This window comes from Comamonas aquatilis (assembly GCF_965139575.1).
Taxonomy (GTDB): domain Bacteria; phylum Pseudomonadota; class Gammaproteobacteria; order Burkholderiales; family Burkholderiaceae_C; genus Comamonas; species Comamonas aquatilis.
Genome location: NZ_CBCSIW010000011.1, coordinates 56,049 through 73,354, shown reverse-complemented (window position 1 = coordinate 73,354; position 17,306 = coordinate 56,049). Strand labels below are relative to the sequence as shown.

12 protein-coding genes are annotated in these 17,306 nt (G+C 61.2%); 5 read left to right on the top strand and 7 right to left on the bottom strand.

From position 1 onward, the window contains the following. Positions 1-216: 216 nt before the first annotated feature. Positions 217-1,581 carry an OprD family outer membrane porin gene (locus tag ACNAZA_RS13935; protein WP_415797153.1) on the bottom strand — a complete coding sequence of 455 codons (1,365 nt, stop codon included), beginning with the start codon at positions 1,579-1,581 and terminating at the stop codon, positions 217-219. Between the two features lie 125 nt (positions 1,582-1,706). Between ACNAZA_RS13935 and ACNAZA_RS13930 the strand changes: the two genes are divergently transcribed. Together ACNAZA_RS13930 and ACNAZA_RS13925 are read left to right on the top strand one after the other, a co-directional pair. Then, complete coding sequence (locus tag ACNAZA_RS13930; RefSeq protein ID WP_415797152.1) at positions 1,707-2,876, top strand: DUF1624 domain-containing protein; 1,170 nt, start codon at positions 1,707-1,709, stop codon at positions 2,874-2,876. 69 nt (positions 2,877-2,945) lie between these two features. Then, positions 2,946-3,329: a Fur family transcriptional regulator gene (locus ACNAZA_RS13925; protein WP_415797151.1), complete on the top strand. Its 384-nt coding sequence runs from the start codon at positions 2,946-2,948 to the stop codon at positions 3,327-3,329. A gap of 234 nt (positions 3,330-3,563) precedes the next feature. On the opposite strand, the gene argA is transcribed toward ACNAZA_RS13925, so the two are convergent. Both argA and ACNAZA_RS13915 read right to left on the bottom strand, forming a co-directional pair. After that, positions 3,564-4,910 (bottom strand): amino-acid N-acetyltransferase, encoded by a 1,347-nt coding sequence (gene argA / locus ACNAZA_RS13920; RefSeq protein WP_415797150.1) that lies wholly within the window; start codon positions 4,908-4,910, stop codon positions 3,564-3,566. 286 nt (positions 4,911-5,196) lie between these two features. Further along, the gene (locus ACNAZA_RS13915; RefSeq protein ID WP_415797149.1) at positions 5,197-6,414 is read right to left on the bottom strand and encodes an MFS transporter; all 1,218 of its coding nucleotides are present in this window, start codon (positions 6,412-6,414) and stop codon (positions 5,197-5,199) included. A gap of 142 nt (positions 6,415-6,556) precedes the next feature. On the opposite strand from ACNAZA_RS13915, the gene ACNAZA_RS13910 reads away from it, so the two are divergent. Further along, positions 6,557-7,915: an XAC2610-related protein gene (locus ACNAZA_RS13910; protein ID WP_415797148.1), complete on the top strand. Its 1,359-nt coding sequence runs from the start codon at positions 6,557-6,559 to the stop codon at positions 7,913-7,915. Between the two features lie 186 nt (positions 7,916-8,101). Here ACNAZA_RS13910 and ACNAZA_RS13905 read toward each other — a convergent pair whose 3' ends face one another. The 3 genes from ACNAZA_RS13905 to ACNAZA_RS13895 all read right to left on the bottom strand — a co-directional run bounded on the left by ACNAZA_RS13905 (position 8,102) and on the right by ACNAZA_RS13895 (position 11,582). Continuing rightward, positions 8,102-9,796 (bottom strand): zinc ribbon domain-containing protein, encoded by a 1,695-nt coding sequence (locus ACNAZA_RS13905; protein WP_415797147.1) that lies wholly within the window; start codon positions 9,794-9,796, stop codon positions 8,102-8,104. A gap of 110 nt (positions 9,797-9,906) precedes the next feature. Continuing rightward, positions 9,907-10,569, bottom strand: coding sequence for a hypothetical protein (locus ACNAZA_RS13900; RefSeq protein ID WP_415797146.1), 663 nt, complete (start codon positions 10,567-10,569; stop codon positions 9,907-9,909). Positions 10,570-10,685: 116 nt separating this feature from the next. Then, a complete protein-coding gene (locus ACNAZA_RS13895; protein WP_415797145.1) occupies positions 10,686-11,582 on the bottom strand; it encodes a zinc ribbon domain-containing protein in 897 nt (298 codons plus the stop codon). Between ACNAZA_RS13895 and ACNAZA_RS13890 the strand changes: the two genes are divergently transcribed. Then, complete coding sequence (locus ACNAZA_RS13890) at positions 11,501-11,788, top strand: hypothetical protein (protein WP_415797210.1); 288 nt, start codon at positions 11,501-11,503, stop codon at positions 11,786-11,788. The two genes, ACNAZA_RS13895 and ACNAZA_RS13890, sit on opposite strands and share 82 nt — an antisense overlap. A 129-nt stretch (positions 11,789-11,917) precedes the next feature. Here ACNAZA_RS13890 and ACNAZA_RS13885 read toward each other — a convergent pair whose 3' ends face one another. Then, entirely contained in the window at positions 11,918-13,087 is a 1,170-nt protein-coding gene (locus ACNAZA_RS13885; RefSeq protein WP_415797144.1) for a metallophosphoesterase, read from the bottom strand. Positions 13,088-13,210: 123 nt separating this feature from the next. On the opposite strand from ACNAZA_RS13885, the gene hrpA reads away from it, so the two are divergent. Next, positions 13,211-17,284 (top strand): ATP-dependent RNA helicase HrpA, encoded by a 4,074-nt coding sequence (gene hrpA, locus ACNAZA_RS13880; RefSeq protein ID WP_415797143.1) that lies wholly within the window; start codon positions 13,211-13,213, stop codon positions 17,282-17,284. Positions 17,285-17,306 lie beyond the last annotated feature (22 nt).

The window sequence follows — 17,306 nt, the reverse complement described above, 5'->3', positions numbered from 1 at the left end:
CTTTCAGGAGTCAACGCCAATCAGCTTACAAAGGCGCGATCTCGAAGTCCTCACGCAAAGTTAAAAGATTCGTGATAACTGCTGGCTCTCAGTTTGTGCGCTATTTGAAATAAGTAAAAGTCGATGTGTTTTGGAGATATTCGAGCAGAGATAGAGCTTCGATGTCGATTGCATCGACTGGCGAATCTACAGTTCTGTTATGCGGCTTATTCAGGTTTATCGGATGCTAAATGGCATTTCTGCTTGCAGTCGAAGTTGATTCATATTTGACTCTCCTTGGGGTTTATTCGTGCGGTGCACTCCATAGCGCAGTTGCAAAGATAGGTTCTTCGCAGTTCCATGCTGCACGGTGTATCGAACCTGAATATCTCGCTCCCAGTGCTTTCCGTTGATTCCTGAATAACCTAGGTAGTTGGCATACATGACGTTGAGATGGCTGTTGTTGATACCGGATCCCCGGGTGTAGGCTAGGCCCAGGCGAAGTCCAGGGATTGCGATGGTGGAGAGGTCTACGTCGTACTTGAGCTGCCAAGAAGCTTCGCCCGGACCATTGAAGTCAGATAGCTGCATTGCGTTTTCCAACCAGATGGAGCCTCGATTCACATAGTCAAACGGATTGTTCCCGTTGACTTTCTGGTAGCCGACTCCGAATTTGTGAGCGCCTATGCCGTAGGTACTCATCAGACTCCAGGTTGTGGTGTCGATCTCGCCAGATTTTGCTTTGCCTGTATCGGTGCTGCGATAGAGATTTAGATTGAACGACAGCGAACGCTTATCTGAAAGAGGAAGCTTGTAGAAACTTCCCAAATACGCGGTGTTCCAGTTATCCGCGTATTTTCCGTAATAGCTGCTAAGCGTCAGATGGGTGATGGGGGTTGTCCACGCCCCACCTATAAAGCTGAATGAGCCGCTGGTCACGCCTGAATAGTTAGCCAGCAAGTCAGCCCCGTTCTTGCGCGCATTGCGATCGGCCCAGCCAGTAAATCGCCCAGCTTGCAGCGTCAATGTCGGGATGTCTCTGCTGATGACTTGCCAGCCTCGATTGCTCTCCGGCAGCAATCGACTATCGGATGAACTGAAAATCGGCGTCTTGGTTCGCATCTCGCCCAGTTTCAGTTCCGTGGATGAGATCCGAAGTTTTAGCGCAGCACCGGCGCGTCCGAAGCTATCGGCAATCTCTGGTCCATCCTTGGCCACATAGCGAGGTGTGGCACGCGTGTGGTTCGCTTCAGTGCCCAAATTAGCAGCTCCATAGGCGTGAGCATCCAGTCCCAGACCAAGGAGTCCGTGTGTATAGCCGGATACATAGGTGAACATCAGGCCGTATGCTGACTCTTGAGCCCGTGTTTGGCCTCTCTGTCCACTGACTGCACGAAAACTACTTCCTTTTTGATAGTCGAGCTGTTCAAAGAGCATGCGGTTTTGCATGTTGAATGCACTGCCCTCGACAAAGCCCTTAGCCTCTTCCTGTGCCGTAGCGAAAGCCGTGCTACTCACGAAGAGCAACGCAGTACCGGCTGCTAGGACGAAGGGGGTGATGTGGGGAGTCACGATAGATTTTTCAGAAAAGGCTATGCGCATGTGCTTCTATGCTCTTGAGCAGATAGGCGGTTTGCTAGCGATGGATGGCGTTCAAAGCACGCTGAATGCGGGTAAACAAAGAATTGATATGATAGTGATAAGTCAATATCAATAAGGAAAGTGACTTGTTATCCTCTCCGTCTTCGCTAGCGAGCGCTGGCCGCCTGCAATCGGTCGATGCGCTGCGCGGTCTCGTCATGCTGTTCATGCTGCTTGACCATGTCCGTGAAACCTTTTACCTGCATCTGCAAGTTCAGGATCCGATGGTGGTCGCTGACACCCCGCCGGGCCTGTTTTTCCCTCGCATGCTGGCCCATTTATGTGCGCCGGTGTTCGTGTTCCTGACAGGACTGGGGGCGTACTTGTATGCCAGCCGCCATGCCGAGGGCGGTCAGGCGCGCGCAGCGTCGGGCTTTTTGTGGCGGCGCGGCCTGTTTTTGGTGCTGCTGGAGGTGACGGTAGTCAACTTCGCCTGGACTTTCCAGTTTCCACCCGCCAAAGTGTTCCTGCAGGTGATTTGGGCCATTGGTCTCTCCATGCTGGCGCTGTCGGTGCTGGTGTGGCTGCCACGCAACGCCTTGCTGCTGCTGGGCTTGATACTGGTGGCAGGGCACAACCTGTTCGATAGCCTGCATTTCCCTGTGGGCCACGTGATGCATGTACCTTGGGCCATCTTGCATGACCGTGGCTGGCTGGAACTGGCAGGCGTGCAACTGCGTACGTCCTATCCGCTGCTCCCCTGGATTGGCGTGATCGCCTTGGGCTATGGCATCGGCCCGTGGTTTAGTAAGGCGTGCGACACGGCACAGCGCAGACGCTATCTGCTCATTGCAGGCGTTAGCTGTCTTCTAGGCTTTGCGGTGCTACGCATGCTCAACGTGTATGGCGATGCGCCATGGATGACCGGTGCGAACACCCTGCAGACGGTGATGTCCTGGTTCAATGTCACCAAGTATCCGCCGTCGCTGTTATTCCTGCTGTTGACGCTCGGTATCGGTTTGCTGCTGCTGTGCGCATTCGAGAACGCCGCAAGTCCCAACTGGCTGAAGCCTCTGGCCACGTTGGGAGCCGCCCCTATGTTCTTTTATGTTCTGCATCTGTACGTGCTCAAGTTCATGTACCTGGCCGCAGTGACGATCTGGGGTGTCAACCAGGGGCAACTGTTTGGGCTAAGCAGTTTGTTGTGGCTGTGGGCGATATCGGCGCTGCTTGCCATGGCTTTGTATCCTGCAGTACGCAGGTTTGCGGCCCTCAAACAGCGTCGGCGTGACATCACTTGGCTCAAGTACCTGTAGATGCAGGTCAAAGAGAGAGTCGCGGCACAATATTGCCTCCTGCCACTTCCATGACATAGCCTCGCCACAATGAATTCCTCCATGCAACGATCCACGAAGCAGCGCACGGCCATTGAGCAGGCCATGACAAAGGCCGATAGGCCGCTGACTCCGCAAGAGGTACTGGAGTTGGCGCAAGCAACGTTACCTGGGCTGGGAATTGCTACCGTGTACCGGGCGCTCAAGGCGATGGCTGAAGAGGGGTTGCTGCATGAGGTTCACTTGCCGGAGCGCACTCCCATGTACGAGGTGGCGCACCACGGCCATCACCACCATTTTCAGTGCACGGTTTGCCAGCGGGTTTTCGATGTGCATGCCTGTCCCGGAAACTTAGCCGGTTTGGCACCTCCTGGCTTTTTGGTCGATAGCCATGAAATTACGCTTTATGGCCGCTGCAGCGATTGTGCTGCGTAAGCTCACTTTCAACTGTCCAGGGCGTGTTTGCCGCATCAATGTTTGAAGGACAGGCAGGGGACTTGATCATGACCAATTCTGTGCTGTAGCAGCCGTTCACAGGCAGACATAGATAGCCTGCAACGGGCGGGCACGCTCCGTGTCAGTCAAGCAATTTTAGAAGCCTGATTCCAAAAAATAGCTGCCAGCGCTTATGCATCAAGCGCTGGCAGCTATTTTTATGCAGATCGGTACTTACAGCTTTTTGACCAGCACCTGGCTTTTGCGGCTTTTGTTGTATTTGGCTTTGCGGGCTTCGGGCAGCCATTCGGGGTCCACGGGCTGAAAGCCGCGCTTGATGAACCAGTGCATGGTGCGGGTGGTCAGCACAAACAAGGTGTCGCAGCCCTGGGCGCGTGCGCGTTGCTCTATGCGCTTGAGCAGTTTTTCGCCATCGCCCGTGCCCTGGCTCTTGGGAGAGACGGTGACCGCTGCCATCTCGGCCGTTCGGGCTTCGGGGTAGGGGTGCAGGGCTGCGCAGCCGAAGATCACGCCGTCATGTTCGATGACGGTGTAGCTGGCGATGTCGCGTTCGATCTCGGTGCGGTCGCGCTTGACCAGGGTGCCGTCGTTCTCGAATGGTTCGATCAGCTGGATGATGCCGCCCACGTCGTCAATCGTGGCCTCGCGCAGCTCTTCGAGCTTTTCGTCGATGATCATGGTGCCGATGCCGTCGTGCACATAGATTTCCAGCAGCAGCGCGCCATCGACCGTGAACGGCAGGATGTGGCTGCGCTCCACGCCATGCTCGCAGGCTTGCGCGCAGTGCTGCAGGTAAAAGCCCACGTCGGTGGGGTGTTGGGCCGGTGGCAGCTGGGCCAGCATGCGACGGGCGGCGTCCAGCGGCAGCTCGGTGTCTATGGGGTTGCTTTCGTCGGCCGGGCCCGTGGGGTCCATGCGGATGCCGGGCACTTCCGACAGGAACAAGAGCTTGTCGGCCTTGAGCTCGATGGCCACGCGCGTGGCCACTTCTTCCATGCTGAGGTTGAATGCCTCGCCTGTGGGCGAGAAGCCAAAGGGCGAGACCAGCACCATGGCGTCCGAGGCCAGTGCGCTGCGAATGCCTTCGACATCCACCTTGCGCACCAGGCCCGAATGCATGAAGTCCACGCCGTCCACAATGCCCACGGGGCGGGCGGTGAGGAAGTTGCCCGAGATCACGCGCACGCGGGCTCCGGCCATGGGGGTGTTGGGTAGGCCCTGGCTGAAGGCGGCTTCAATCTCGTAGCGCAGCTGGCCGGCAGCTTCTTGTGCGCAATCGAGGGCGATGGAGTCCGTCACGCGCACGCCGTTGTAGTAACGCGGCTCCTGGCCTTTGAGGCGCAGCTGCTCGTTCACCTGGGGTCTGAAACCGTGCACCAGCACGATCTTCACGCCCATGGCCTGGATCAGCGCCAAATCCTGCACGATGGAGCTGAGCTTGCCAGCGGCAATGGCTTCACCGGTCAAACCCACCACAAAAGTCTGGTGTCGGAACTTGTGGATATAGGGGGCCACAGACCGGAACCAGGGGACAAAGGTGAAGTTGAAAACGGTGGACATGGCGGTGGGGAGAAAACCTCGGAAGTCAGAGTCAAAAGGCCTGCGTTGCCATCGGATGGGTCACGCAAGCCTGCGGCGCAAAGTGTAGCGGCTACTAGCGCGCCCGAGCCGCTGGCGGCGTGGATTTCTCTACGCAGAATCCGCAGTTTGCGGTGCAAAAACAGGTGTGCTTTCAAAACCATAGCGGCTGGCGCCTGATATGGGCTTGTTTCAGGCTGAAAGCTGCATAAAAACAAGATATATCAAGCGCAGGCAGCTTTGTATTTGATAGCGCAAGCAAATGCACTCATCCCGCCGCATTGGCCTTGACGGTCTGGAAGCGTCGGATGCCCAGCAGCACCAGCACCACGGCCACCAGCGGCAGCATGCCGATATTGATGCCGTTCCAGCCCGCGCTGTGCAGCAACTGGCCCGAACCGAAGGAGGCGACAGCCACCGTGCCGAAGACCAGAAAATCGTTGAGCGCCTGCACCTTGGCCCGCTCGGCCGGGCGATAGCACTCGGTCAGCATGGCGGTGGCGCCGATAAAGCCGAAGTTCCAGCCCACGCCCAGCAAGATCAGCGCGCCCCAGAAGTGAAAGATGTCCAGCCCCATCAAGGCCAGGGCGCCAGCCAGCCCGATCAGCACCAGGCCTAGCGCCGTGATCTGCCGCTTGCCAAAGCGGGCAATCAGGCGGCCGGTCACAAAGCTGGGCGCAAACATGGCCAGCACATGCCATTGAATGCCCATGGCCGCTTCGCCCACGCTGTGGCCGCAGCCCACCATGGCCATGGGGGCCGCCGTCATCAAAAATGCCATCAAGCCATAGCTGACCACCCCGGCGGCGCAAGCCACGATGAACTGCGGCGTGCGGGCAATCTGGGCCAGCGGTCTGGCCTGGCCCGCCGCCTGCGTCTTGGCCTGGGGCGGCGGCAGGCGCAGCGACATCAGCAAGGGCAGGGCCAGCAAAGCCAGCACGGCCTGGCTGTAAAAGCTGCCGGCAAACGGTGTGGCGGGCTGCAGATCGCGGGTCCAGATCACCACCTGCGGACCGATGATGGCGGCGATCAGTCCACCAATCATCACGCGTGAAATGGCCTTGGCCTGCTCGCCGGGGTCGCCCACCAGGTCGGAGGCCGCAAAACGGTAGCTTTGCACGCAGGCCGCATAAAAGCCGGCCAGCGCCGTGCCCAGGCAAAAAATCACAAAGTTGGACTGCGCAATGCCTTGCGCGGCCACCAAGCCCGAGATCACGCCCAAAAGCGCGCCCAGCACATAGGCGGCGCGCCGCCCCATGCGGTTCATCATCCAGGCGGCAGGCAGGGTGGAGAGCGCCAGGCCCAGCTGATAGATGCTGACCGGCAGGGTGGAGGCCGTGGGATTGCTCGACAGCTGCTGCCCCACCAGCCCGCCCAGCGAGATGATGATGGGCGGGGATGCGCCTCCCAGAGACTGGGCTGCGACCAGCAGGCCCATGTTGCGGGCGGACTGTGTTGGAGGCGGTGTTGGAGTTTCGGTGTGCATGGGTTGCGCCAAAGGAGCGGGCTTGCGGCAAGATACAAGCCATCTTGCCGCAAGCCCATGGCGGATGGGCTTCAATACAGTCAAATCGCCTGAAACCAATGTGCGTATTGCGCTGGTTGCTATTGTTTTTTATGGTCTGAACATGCACTTTCTGCTTCGCCTTCTTTCACTGCGTTCCTGGCGAGCCGGCGCAGCATTGCTGCTGGCCTTGAGCACGGCGCTGCTGGCTGCCTCGCAGCTCCAGGCGCAAACCCGTGACAAAGCGGCTGATGATCTGGGCGGGAATGCAGGCGAGACAGCGCAGGCCGAGCCGGTGTTTGAAGCTCCCACCTGGGCTGCGCAGTACCAGGGTCAGATTGCCGGCAAGCGCGTCGAGGTTCAGCTGTGGCGGCTTGGTGATGCGCTGATGGGAAGCTATTGCTACTTGCCTTGTCGGCCCGAGGGGCGTATTGATCTGCAGGGAACGGTTGAGGCAGGGGCCGGCAGCCGCCTGACTGAAACACCGGCGCTAGCGCCCAAGGGCAGTGATGAGGCCGCGCCCAGCGGGCAATGGCTGCTGACGCCGCTGACTGGCATGGCTCCGGTGCAGATTCAAGGCCGGTGGCAATCGATGGACGGCAAAAAACAGTGGCCGCTGCGGTTGCAGCAAAGCCAGAGTGCATTTGCGCATGCGCCGCAGCATGAGCTGCGCCTGGTGCTTGAGCGGCCCATACGCTCGGCCAAGGATTGCGATTTTCCCGCCAACGAGCTGCAGGTCAGTGCCATACGCATCTATGGCCAGGGCCGTCTGCTGCAGACGCTGGCGACGGATGCCTATGGCAGCTGCGGGCTGGTGCAGCCGCAGTGGGTAGACGCCAATTTCGACGGCTGGCCCGATCTGACCCAGGCCCTGGCTTTGCCGGCCGGCCCCAATATTGCGCACACCACCTGGCTGTATGAGCCGGCACAGCAGCGATTTGTGCTGGCACCGCCGGCCTTGCAAGACATCACCTCACCCAGCTTTGATAGTCAGGCCAGCCGCATTTACCACTATTGGCGCGGTAGCTGCTGCAGCCATGGCGTGGATATTTATGCCTGGCAGGGCGGCCAGTTGGTGGCGGTGGAACAGGCTCAGAGTTATGTGCTGCCGGTACGCCAAAACGGGCGCTTGATGGGTTGCTACATCATGCCTGTCTATGAGCGCGGCCATGTGGCCTGGCCCGATGCGCTCTACCAAACGCCGACCGGCCTGGCCATGGGCAGGGCGCCTGGCCCGTGGTGCGATATCGCTGCGGATGCGCTGCCGCAGCAAACCCAGCTGGAGGTACTGGCCCCGCCGCAAGCCGGTCGCTCGCCGCGCGTGCACGCGGCCTATGCCATGAGCTATCTGCGCGTGGATACGCCCAAAGGCCCACGTTACTGCCCCGATCTGCCGGTGTTTGATGCCGATGCGCGCAAAGTGGTGCGCGTGACGCTGACACAAGACGCCGAGCAGCTCTGCGAGCTAGAAAAGCCGCAGTGAAGTCGAAGACTTGCCTGTAAGCCGCCAGTTGGGTTGATGTGCGCTTGCCCATGCAGCCGCGTGTCTGCAAAGCACTTCGCCCAATATCCAAAGAAAAATGCCAGTCAGTGCTTGAACTGACTGGCATTGCCTTAAAGCCTAATTGTTTGAAAGTCAGCGCCCATCAAGCGCTGTTTGCTATGCTTTTTACTTAAGCTTGTGTCCGCATTCGCCGCAGAACACATCGTCTGGAGTGACACGGGCCTGGCAGCTGGGGCAGTGGTTCGCCGCGGCGGCGGCCTGCTGGCGCGCTTTTTCTGCCGCTTCGGCTTCGGCCTTCAGGCGTGCTTGCTCGGCTTGTTCACGTGCAGCCTGTTCGGCTGCTGCGCGCTTTTGGGCGGCCTCAGCCTCAGCACGCTGGTGCGCTGCTTGAGCCTCTTCGCGTTGACGGGCGGCTTCGGCTTCCTCACGTTGGCGGGCTGCCGCAGCGTCGGCTGCCGCAGCTTCGGCCTGCAGGCGTTCGGCTTGCGCCTGGGCGCGCAGTCTCTCTTCCTGCTCTGCACGGGCTAAGGCTTCGCTGGCAGCGCGCTCGCGTTCCGCCTGCAGGGCGGCTTGCTGCTCGGCCTGCAGACGTGCGGCTTCAGCTTCGGCCTGGCGGCGCACAGCCTCTGCGGCTGCCTGTGCATCCAGTGCCGGTTGCTCGCTGGCTTGGTCTGGGGCTGGGTTATGCATGGCACCGCTGACGGCGGCGGCACCGGCTAGGCCAGCGGCCGTTGCTGCAGCAGCACTAGCTGAGCTATTGCTCGTGGGGGGCACGTCGGCAGCAGCGGCTTCCGCGCCGGCCTTGGCGTCGGCGCGTTCCTGCATTTTTTGCGCTGCAGCTTGCTTGGCACGCTCGGCAGCAGCCATGGTGCGCTCCTTGGCTTCCTCGGCTTTTTTGCGCACATCGCCAATCAGGCCGTCCAGAGCGCCTTCGGCTTCGGAGGAGTCCACGCTTTCGCGGGCCTGCAGATAGATCAGGTTCATGCCCATGATCATGACTTGGGCCAGCATGGCGCCGACCACGCAGTACAACACGCCCAGACCGGCCATCAGGCCCAGACCGGCGCCGCTGCCCATCATGCTGGCCATGGGTCCCATGCCGCCATAGCCGCCCATGCCACCATAGCCGCCGCCCATGGCCGCACCCATCATGGCGTTGGCGCCACCGGTAATGCCCAGAGCCAGGCCGGTCAGGCTGATGGTGGCCGGCATCAGGCCGGCGAACAGCATGATGGAGACCAGACCCAGGATGACGTAGAGCACGACTTCCATGAGCACGACTTCCACCAGGCGGGTACGGGCAATGCTCACCACATTGGCCAGTGCCGCCTTGAGGGACAGGCCGCTCCATAGCGCGGGAGCCATCAGCGGGCCAATGACCCAGATCAGCGCAATCAAAATGGCTGCCGCCGCCAGCACCAGCACGGGGTGGGCGACAAAGGCGATGAAGCCGCCGATGAACGGAATCTTGCAGATGTAGTAGACGACGGCAGCCACAATCATGTAGGCCAGAAAACCGACCAGCAAGATGATGCCAAACAGCAAAAACTTGGGCAGGCACATCAGTCCGGCCGAGGCGGCGGCGCCAAAGGAGCGCACCGGCTCATTCTTGGCCTTGTCCATCAGCATGATGCCCACGCCTGACGAACCCGCCATCAGCACCACAAAGGCGAGCAGCATCATGATCAGCCCGAGAAACGCTCCGGCGCTGATAGCCAGCCATTGCGCCAGGCTGATGACGATGGCCGTGGACAGCAGCGTCAGAAAGCCCAGCAGCAGCGGCCGCCACTGCGTCAGGCCTTCGGCCGCCCGCGCCAGCGTTCCGAAGCGAACCTCTCCCAATGATTGAACTTGTTTCATATCCCGTCCTGTCTTGAAGGTGGATGCTTTACCAAGGGTGGCCGTTGCCGGATCAGCTCTGGGTACAGGGCTGGCGGCAGGGCGGGTGATTGCCGTTTAGGCTTGAATCATCAGAGCTGGCCGCGAATTTCACCGGCCTGGATGGTGTAGCGCTCTATGCCGGCGGGCAGGCTGGCATCGCTTTGCTTTTGTACGCTGACCGGTTTGCCATGGCTTGTCTGGCTGGTGCCGGTCTGGGTGTTGACGCGGCCGGCTTTCACATCGGCTTCGGATTGCGTCACCACAATCGCCGAGGAGCCCCGGTTGTCTGCCAGCTGGTTGGCCAGTTCCTTGAGCGTATCCATGGCCCGCGTGTATTCGGGTCGGCCCTTGGCGGCCAGCGGCATGTCGACGCTGACGGAGGAGAAACTGATCAGGCGCCGGGTGGAGTGGCTCTGGCTGTCGGTGATCTCTATGGGCTTGGTGCGAACCGGACCGGCCACGCTGCGCAGATTACCCGGCAGGTTTCTCATGGCCTCCACGGCCCTGGTCTGTGCGCTCTGGGCCTGCTGGGTCTCCTGATTCAGCGCGGCTTGCAGCCGGCCGAAGCGATCGGCCTGAGCGCCCGTGCCGGTGGCAGGCGCTGCGCCCGCTTGCTTGGCGCAATTGGGGTCGGCGGAGTTGGTGACCTGCGATAGCATGCAGCTGAGGCCGATGGAGGCTTCCTCCAGCGTGGCGCAGCCGCTGGCCAGAACGGCGGCGCAGGCAATAAGAGTCAGTTTGAGAGAACGCATGGCAGGACTTTCAGAGAGAACGCGGGTGCCATCGCTGGCTTGAGCCCTCAGCAACCCGGTGTAAACAGGCAATAGCGGGCAGCGGCCGAGTCGGTCGGCACGCTGCGGGCTATGCATTAATCGAGCAGGTCATCCAGCGATGGCGGGCCCTTGGGCTGTGGCTTGGGCTTGGCTACGGGTTTGGGCGCGGGAGCTGGGGCCTCAACCGGCTTTGTCTGGTTGCTGTCGGCTCCCATGCCCTGCGCCGGGATTACCGGGGCTTGAGGGGCAACGGTTGGCGCAGGGGCGGTCGAGGCTTCGCCACCTGTCGAAGCGTCGGGCGGCACAACAATGGTGGTTGAGGGATCGACGGGCTTGGCCGTTGCGCCTTGCGGGCCTACCAGGGCATCGGCCCTGGCCTTGTCCTCGGCCGAGATGGCGTTTTTGTCTGCTGCTGGAACAGGCGTGCTTGGATTGCCGGAGCTGCCGGGAAACGCGCTCATATTGCGGGCCAGCAAGATGCCACCTGCGATGGCTGCTGCTACCAGAGCCAGGGCCGACCATTTGATCCAGGCCCGGCTGCTGCGTTGCGGCTCTTGCGGAAAGGCCGGCGCGCTGTAGGCGTGCTTGTCTGGCGCTGGTGGCAAAAAGCCGGGAACTGGTTCCGATACCAGATCCGATACCGGCGCCGATGGCGCAATGCTTGGCTGATTGCCTGAGGCTGCGGCCTGAAACACAGGCTCCTGGCGTGCCGGCGCGGGTGGTGGTGGCACAACGATATTGGCTTCGGGCAGGTGCACGGCGGGCTGAGGCGTCGTGGCTGCCGCAGCGACGGCAAAGGAATTTCCGCATTGCGGGCAGAACCTGGCCAGGGGCTTGCAAATTGCCTGGCACTGGCCGCAGATTTTCTCCACTGCCGGTGCGGGAGATTTTTCGGCTGGTGCAGCTTCGGGTGCAAGCACTTGCTTGCTGCCACAGCGATTGCAAAACTTGGCCGAAGGGCTCAACGCGTTACCGCACAGTGAACAATTCATTTGCTGTTGAGATCAAAAAAAGTGGTTTGCATGGGGGCAGGCAGGGCTATATCTGGCTTGCATCTTACTATCTGAATAAGCGCCGGTGCCCAGGCATGATTCGAGCAATGCTCGGCGCCATGCAATATCCGGGGCTGCGCAATATGGGCCAAGATATAGCCGATACCCAGGCTTGGGGTGGCAAGAAAATAAAGTGGATGGCTTGAATATTCAAAAGATTTGGGCCAGCGAAAACGTCTTTATGGCAGGCAAGAATATGGGTAGAAAATCATTGGCTGATTTCATTCAAATAATGCTCCATATTCAAGACCGCGTGCGGGCCGCGATATGGGCGCTTACGGGGCGCGCTCCAGCGTCAGCACCTCGATGGCGGGCGGCACGCCAAGGCGCACGGCAAAACCGGCCCACAGACCTGCACCGCTGCTGACCAGCAGCTTCATGGCACCCACGTCATACAGGCCGCGCACAAAGCCCTGGTTTACGGGCGCCACCACCCATTGATCCAGGCCGCGTATCAAGCCGCCATGGGTATGGCCCGACAGCTGCAGATCAATGCCCTGGCCAGCGTTGTCGCGCGCAAATTTGGGTTGATGGGCCAGCAGCATATGGAACTGTGCCTGGGCCGCTTGGGCCTGGCGGGCCACGGCCTCCACATCGGGCGGCACGCCTTCGGGCTGGGCCGGGTCGGCGTTATGGGGCGAGGTCCGGCCGTACACCGGATCACCTACGCCGGACAAGGCCAGCTTGGCTCCGTTGATATGGAGCAGCTGCATGCGGTTTTCCAGCACGTTAAGACCGAGGCGGCGAAACTCCGCCATCCAGCTGTTGTAGCCGCTGTAGTACTCGTGATTGCCGGGCGCCAGCCAGACCCCATAAGGCGCTTTGAGCTGGGCCAGCGGCGCCACATTCACGCGGCCGCTGTCTACATCGCCGTCCACCATATCGCCGGGCAGCACGATCAGATCGGGGCGAACGCCCAGGGTCCGGTCCACCACCGTCTGCACATAGGCGCTGTTGTTGACCGGGCTGGCATGGATGTCGGCCAGCACGGCAATGCGCAGGCCGCTGAGCTGCGGCGGCAGATTCTTCAGCGCCACAGTTTGTTCCTGGATTTGCGGCGGCTGCAACGCGTTGTGCACGCCAAGCCCTGCCAGTGCTCCGGCCGCCATCAAGGCACAGCCGGTCAGTTGGGGGCTATGCAGGCCACGCGCCAGCGCCTTGGCTCCGCCCAGCTTGGACAGCAACCAGCTCGCATCGCGCAGCAGCACCAAGACCAGGGCCAGCATCAACACGGCCAGCACCCAGCCGCCGGGCACCTGCCAGGGGGCAATGCTTGCATAGGGGGCGGCCCCGCTTTGCACCAGCTTGAGCAGCAGCGCAGGAAACAGGCCCAGTGCCACCGTGACCAGGATGGCCACTAGACGCGCGCGGCGGGCCAGAGAGTTGAGGGGCCACCACAGCCACAGGGCCAGCAGCGGAATGAAGAGCGTAGCAAGAGAAACCATGGAATCAGCAGTAAGGCAATCGGGGCCGAGCATAGCAACTTCGTGTGGCAAAACAGATCGGCGCCACGGAATTGAACACGGCGCCCGGCAACTGCCGCTGCGCACAGGGATAATCACGCCCCTATGTCTTTGAAGATCACCTTCCCCGAGCAACTTCCCGTATCCAGCCGCCGTGACGAGATCATGGAGGCCATGGATCGCCACCAGGTCATCATCGTCTGTGGCGAGACGGGTTCGGGCAAGACCACGCAGCTGCCCAAGATCGCGCTGGCGCTGGGCCGGGGCAAGGTCAATGCCGTGCCCGATGAAAAAGGGCAGGTGCGCGGCCACTTGATCGGCCACACCCAGCCGCGCCGGATTGCGGCCTCATCGGTGGCCAAGCGCATTGCCGAAGAGCTCAACACCCCGCCCGGCGAAGTCGTGGGCTACAAGGTGCGTTTTCAGGACACGCTGCAAAAAGGCGCTTCGGTCAAACTGATGACGGACGGCATCTTGCTGGCCGAAACTCAGACCGATCCGCTGCTCAAAGCCTACGACACACTGATCATCGACGAGGCGCACGAGCGCAGCCTGAACATCGACTTCTTGTTGGGCTATCTCAAGCAGATCCTGCCCAAGCGCCCCGATCTCAAGGTGGTGGTGACTTCGGCCACCATTGACGCCGACCGGTTTGCCAAGCATTTCGAGTCCAAGAACGGTCCCGCGCCGGTGATCATGGTCTCGGGCCGTACCTTCCCCGTGGAGATGCGCTACCGCCCCTTCGAGGAAAAGAAGGAACTGGACCTGAACGACGCCATTGCCGAAGGCGTGGACGAGTTGTGGCAAGGCGGCAAGGGCGGCGACATTCTGGTGTTTCTGCCCGGCGAGCGTGAAATCCGCGAGGCGGCCGACCATTTGCGCAAGCATTTACAGCACTCGCCCGTGCTGCGCAGTGCCGAAGTGCTGCCGCTGTTCTCGCGCCTGTCCCAGGCCGAGCAGGACCGGATTTTTGACGGCCATACGGGTCGCCGCATTGTGCTGGCTACCAATGTGGCTGAAACCTCGCTCACGGTTCCCGGCATTCGATACGTGATTGACGCAGGTACGGCGCGCGTCAAGCGCTATTCCTTCCGTAGCAAGGTGGAGCAGTTGCTGGTCGAGCCCATTTCGCAGGCCGCAGCCAACCAGCGCGCCGGCCGCTGCGGCCGTGTGGCCAACGGCATCTGTATTCGCCTCTATGACGAAGCGAGTTTTGCCAGCCGCGATCGGTTTACCGACCCGGAAATTCTGCGCTCCTCGCTGGCCGGCGTGATCTTGCGCATGAAGGCGTTGGGCCTGGGCGATGTGGTGCATTTCCCGTTTCTGGAAGCGCCTTCGGGCCGCGCCATTGCCGACGGCTACCAGTTGCTGGCCGAGCTGGGCGCGGTGGACGACCACGGCCAGCTGCTGCCCATGGGCAAGGAGCTGTCGCGCCTGCCGCTGGACCCGCGTGTGGGCCGCATGATTTTGGAGGCACGCAGCCGGCGCGCTCTGGCCGAGGTACTGATCATTGCCTCGGCCCTGTCGGTGCAGGACGTGCGCGACCGCCCCATGGAAGCGCAGCAGCAGGCCGATCAGGCCCACGCCAAGTTCGACGATGAGAAAAGCGAGTTCACCGGCTATCTGCGGCTGTGGAAATGGCTTTCGGATGCGCGCGGCGGCAAGGTGGTGGCCAAGAGCCGTGCCGAAATGGCAGCGCAAAGCAAGCCTGCGGCCAAGCCCAGCGCCCGCAGCCAGGCTTTTCTGCCGGTCAGTCAGCGTGCCAGCGGTGCGCAGGTCGAAGGTACGGTGGAGGAGAGGCTGGCGCTGTTCAACCCGGCCGAGACCGAAGAGGCCACGCACAAGATCAGCAACCGCCAGTGGGAGCAGTTGCTGCGCCAGAACTTCATCAACATCCGCCGCGTGCGCGAGTGGCGTGACATCCATTCCCAACTGCTGACCGTGGTCAAGGAGCAGAAATGGCTGCTCAACAACGAGGCCGCTGGCTACGAGGCCGTGCACCTGTCCATGCTGGCCGGTTTGCTGGGCAATATTGGCTACAAGGGCGAGGAAAGCGAGTCCTATTTGGGCGCGCACGGCATCAAGTTCCACCCGCATCCGGGCGCGCATCTGTCCAAAAAGCCCGGACGCTGGATTGTGGCGGCCGAGCAGGTCGAAACCTCGCGCCTGTACGGTCGCGGCATTGCGGCCATAGAGCCCCAGTGGCTGGAAGAGGTGGGCGGGCATTTGCTCAAAAAGCAGCTGCTGGATCCGCACTGGAGCAAGAAGCAGGCCGATGTGATTGCGCTGGAGCGCGCCACCTTGTACGGCCTGGTGGTCTATAACGGCCGCCGCGTCAGCTATGGTCGTGTCGATCCGCACGAGGCGCGCAATCTGTTTATCCGCCAGGCGCTGGTGGAGGGCGAGTGGGAAACCAAATGGCATTTCCTGCCCGCCAACTTGAAGCTGATGCGCAAGGTGGAAGAGCTGGAGCACAAGAGCCGCCGCCAGGACGTGCTGGTCGATGACGAGCTGATCTTTGCCTTCTACGACCAGCAATTGCCACGCGATGTGTACAGCGGCGCCACCTTCGATCACTGGTTCCGCCAGGAGAGCAAGAGCAACCCCGATCTGCTGCGCCTGTCGCGTGACGAGCTGATGCGCCATGAGGCGGCCGGCATCACCACCGACAACTTCCCCAAGTTGGTGAAGCTGGGCGGTGTGGACTGCGCAGCCAGCTATCTGCACAGCCCCGGCGATCCGCGCGACGGCGTGACGGTGACCGTGCCGCTGTTTGTGCTCAATCAGGTGTCGGAGGAGCGGGCCGAGTGGCTGGTGCCCGGCATGCTCAAGGACAAGATTCAGGCGCTCTTGAAGAGCCTGCCCCAGCGCCCGCGCAGCCGTTTTGTGCCGCTGCCCGAGAGCGCGGCGCGGCTGGCCGAGCTGTTTACGCAGCCAGAGCACTGGGCAGAAAACACGAAGAACAGTGGGCTGATCGACGTGCTGCTCAAGCAGGTGCGCGAAGAAACCTCGCTGGATGTGAAGCGGGCCGATTTCAAGCTCGATATGCTGAGCCCGCATCTGTTCATGAACTTCCGTATCACGGACGAGCATGGTCGCCAGCTGGGCCAGGGCCGCAATCTGGGTGCCTTGAAAGCCGAGTGGGGTGCCAAGGCGCGCGGTGCTTTCCAGGCGCTTGCCTCATTAAAGATAGCTGCTGGCGCTGAAGCTGCTTCGGATTCAGCTAAAAACAAGCGTCAAGATGAGAAGAATCAAGCGCTAGCTGCTTCTCAATCAAGAGCAGCTACGCCGGCTGCCAAGACCGAAAAATCGGCGCCGGCCCAGGCGCATGATGCGCGTTACAAGGAATGGAGCTTTGGCCAGCTGCCCGAGCTGATGGAAATCAAGCAGGGCGGACAGACCCTGGTAGGCTTTCCGGCCTTGATCGACCATGGCGATTCGGTGGGCATCGAAGTGTTTGACGAGCCCGAGGTGGCGGCCGCCAAGCACCGCGTGGGCCTGCGCCGCTTGTTTGCGCTGCAGATTCGCGATGCGCTGAAATACCTGGAAAAAAACATTCCGGATCTGCAGAAAATGGCCGTGGCCTATATGCCGCTGGGCACGCAGGAAGAGCTGCGCGGCCAGATCATTGACGTGGCGATAGACCGCGCTTTTCTGCAGGAGCCGCTGCCGGCCAACGAAGCCGACTTCAAGCAGCGCGTGCAGGAAGGCCGTGGCCGCCTGACCCTGATCGCCAACGAAGTGGCGCGCATGTCCGCGACCATTCTGACCGAGTATGCGGCCGCCGCACGCAAGATCAAAGACACGAAAAATGCGCCAGAAGCCACAAAGGACGCGGGCGAGCAGCTACAAAAGCTGATGCCCAAGAACTTTATCGCCGTCGCTCCCTGGAGCCAGTTGGGCCATTACGCGCGCTATCTCAAGGCCATCACCATCCGCCTCGATAAATACCGGGCCGATCCGGCCCGCGATGCCGCCAAGCTCAAGGAGTTGCAGCCCATGGAGCAGCGTTACTGGCGTTTGCTGGCCGAGCGCAAGGGCCAGGTCGATGCCCGCATGCAGGAGTACCGCTGGATGCTGGAGGAGTTGCGCGTGAGCTTCTTCGCTCAGGAGCTGCGTACGCCGTATCCGGTCAGCACCAAGCGGCTGGACAAGGTCTGGCAGCAGCTGCAAAGCTGAGGTCGGCCGGGGGCGGTAGGGC

Bases quoted from the DNA above. Each gene is read 5' to 3' on its own strand.
- ACNAZA_RS13915 (WP_415797149.1), bottom strand. From the start codon at position 6,414: ATGCACACCGAAACTCCAACACCGCCTCCAACACAGTCCGCCCGCAAC.
- ACNAZA_RS13895 (WP_415797145.1), bottom strand. From the start codon at position 11,582: ATGAATTGTTCACTGTGCGGTAACGCGTTGAGCCCTTCGGCCAAGTTT.
- ACNAZA_RS13935 (WP_415797153.1), bottom strand. From the start codon at position 1,581: ATGCGCATAGCCTTTTCTGAAAAATCTATCGTGACTCCCCACATCACC.
- ACNAZA_RS13905 (WP_415797147.1), bottom strand. From the start codon at position 9,796: ATGAAACAAGTTCAATCATTGGGAGAGGTTCGCTTCGGAACGCTGGCG.
- ACNAZA_RS13900 (WP_415797146.1), bottom strand. From the start codon at position 10,569: ATGCGTTCTCTCAAACTGACTCTTATTGCCTGCGCCGCCGTTCTGGCC.
- hrpA (WP_415797143.1), top strand. From the start codon at position 13,211: ATGTCTTTGAAGATCACCTTCCCCGAGCAACTTCCCGTATCCAGCCGC.
- argA (WP_415797150.1), bottom strand. From the start codon at position 4,910: ATGTCCACCGTTTTCAACTTCACCTTTGTCCCCTGGTTCCGGTCTGTG.
- ACNAZA_RS13925 (WP_415797151.1), top strand. From the start codon at position 2,946: ATGAATTCCTCCATGCAACGATCCACGAAGCAGCGCACGGCCATTGAG.
- ACNAZA_RS13910 (WP_415797148.1), top strand. From the start codon at position 6,557: ATGCACTTTCTGCTTCGCCTTCTTTCACTGCGTTCCTGGCGAGCCGGC.
- ACNAZA_RS13885 (WP_415797144.1), bottom strand. From the start codon at position 13,087: ATGGTTTCTCTTGCTACGCTCTTCATTCCGCTGCTGGCCCTGTGGCTG.